We start from the raw sequence: 1,598 nt of genomic DNA, 5'->3' as shown, positions 1-1,598 counted from the left end.
CTACCACATACCTCAATCATACTCACATTTTCTAGATATAGAATGTCAATCATCTCTTTAAACCTTTTGGCAATGTAGTCTAACGATCTGCGGGTATGCGAAGCCCTGAGCGTAGCGAAGGGTTTGGATGAGTGATAACGAACCGCATACCCGCTGTTAGGCGACGTTGTTTTCAACTTTTCACCACCTGTATGCCCATTATCTTAACGCCATCATTTGTCCTCATAGATAATGTTGCTGGTTCAGTAATAAGGCACTGTCCTTCTTTAATATTTATTATTTCTTGATTAACCCTTACTTCTACTGCCCCCTCAATAACATAGAAAATAACATAAGAAGCCATTTCACAAGTTGGCATCTCTCCACCGGCTTGAAGCTCAATAATTCTTGCTTTAAATTCCTTAGCCTTATAAAAGACATTCTTATCCCTTTCCTCATAGGAATATGCTTTCATTGCTTTAAGATCAAATACTTGCATCCTCTTCACCTCCTAAGTTTTGTTTGTTTTTTATCGCCCCATTCAATTAGTCTTTCTATTAATATTCCCATTATGGCTACAGAAATAATGGTTAAACTGAGTCTTGCTGCCATAAATTTTGGGCCAAGAAATTGAAGCTCTACCATCTCTTGTGGAATTTTTATGCATGCCCATGCAGAGAGAAACGCAATGATACAGGATATTTTGGCACTTTTTTTAAGTAAAGCAGAAGCCATAGGAAAAGCCACATAAAGAGGGCCTGTGGGCAATGCCCCCATCAATATGCCAAGAAAAACAGCCTTTATTCCAGCAGCTTTACCTAAGTATCTCACAACCATTTCTTTTGGTACAAACACACTGAAAAGACCCATCAATACCATCACAGCAGGAAGTATCAAAATCATTTCAATAAAGAAGTTCCATGAAGTTGTGATTACTGCCTCTTGTTTGTCAGGAAAAATTGATAGTAAAGCTATTGTAATAATTAAAGTGATTGCAAGAATGATAGCATCTCTTTTCATCCCCTTTCGTTGCGTTTCTTTTTCTTTAACATAATCTTTCATAGAATCACCCCCATGATAATACCAATAATGATTGCAATAACGAAACTTATCCCATTTCTCAGTAAAGCCATTTTCTTTCCCAATTCCTTTATTTCTAAGGGCAGTGTAACCATGCCAATCATGGTTAAAGTGGTAATGAACACTGCAACTGAGGTAACTGATGCTCCGCTTTTGAGGAGAGATGCTGCTAAGGGGAAAGAAATTAAAGAGGGGATGTGCAAAAATGCTCCCAACAATGCTACAATAAGTACTCCCCTAAAACCTGCTTGTTCACCAACGATTTTAGAAATTTGACTTTGTGGTATGGAACCTAAAAGCAGACCTATAAAGATTATAATAATGAGAACAGAAGGGAGAATACGAAAGAATGACTTTAATGCTACAGTTAGTGCTTGTTTTGTTTTTGCCCGATCCTTAATAATTGCAAATATCAAACAGCCAAAAGCAAAAACATTTATAAATATGGCAGTTGTATTCATGGTATATTCTTCCTTACATTTGAACTTAATAAATATTTAGCAATGTTGCCTAACGCTCCAAGCGTATCCGAAGTCCCC

At 37.1% G+C, this 1,598-nt stretch carries 3 protein-coding genes; all 3 read right to left on the bottom strand.

The annotated features are described in order from the left end of the window. Positions 1 to 172 precede the first annotated feature (172 nt). The 3 genes from J7J01_03895 to J7J01_03885 are packed head-to-tail and all read right to left on the bottom strand — an operon-like array spanning position 173 to position 1,520. Positions 173 to 478: a hypothetical protein gene (locus J7J01_03895; GenBank protein ID MCD6210024.1), complete on the bottom strand. Its 306-nt coding sequence runs from the start codon at positions 476 to 478 to the stop codon at positions 173 to 175. Between the two features lie 5 nt (positions 479 to 483). Continuing rightward, positions 484 to 1,041, bottom strand: coding sequence for a permease (locus J7J01_03890; GenBank protein ID MCD6210023.1), 558 nt, complete (start codon positions 1,039 to 1,041; stop codon positions 484 to 486). Beyond that, positions 1,038 to 1,520: a permease gene (locus J7J01_03885; GenBank protein MCD6210022.1), complete on the bottom strand. Its 483-nt coding sequence runs from the start codon at positions 1,518 to 1,520 to the stop codon at positions 1,038 to 1,040. Before J7J01_03885 ends, J7J01_03890 begins: the two co-directional genes overlap by 4 nt. Positions 1,521 to 1,598 lie beyond the last annotated feature (78 nt).

The organism is Methanophagales archaeon (assembly GCA_021159465.1).
Lineage (GTDB): Archaea > Halobacteriota > Syntropharchaeia > Alkanophagales > Methanospirareceae > G60ANME1.
Note: the sequence above shows the minus strand (reverse complement) of the source record. Positions and strands in the feature narration are given on the sequence as shown.

Excerpts from the sequence above, each read along its gene's own strand:
- J7J01_03895 (MCD6210024.1), bottom strand. The coding sequence starts at position 478 with ATGCAAGTATTTGATCTTAAAGCAATGAAAGCATATTCCTATGAGGAA.
- J7J01_03890 (MCD6210023.1), bottom strand. The coding sequence starts at position 1,041 with ATGAAAGATTATGTTAAAGAAAAAGAAACGCAACGAAAGGGGATGAAA.
- J7J01_03885 (MCD6210022.1), bottom strand. The coding sequence starts at position 1,520 with ATGAATACAACTGCCATATTTATAAATGTTTTTGCTTTTGGCTGTTTG.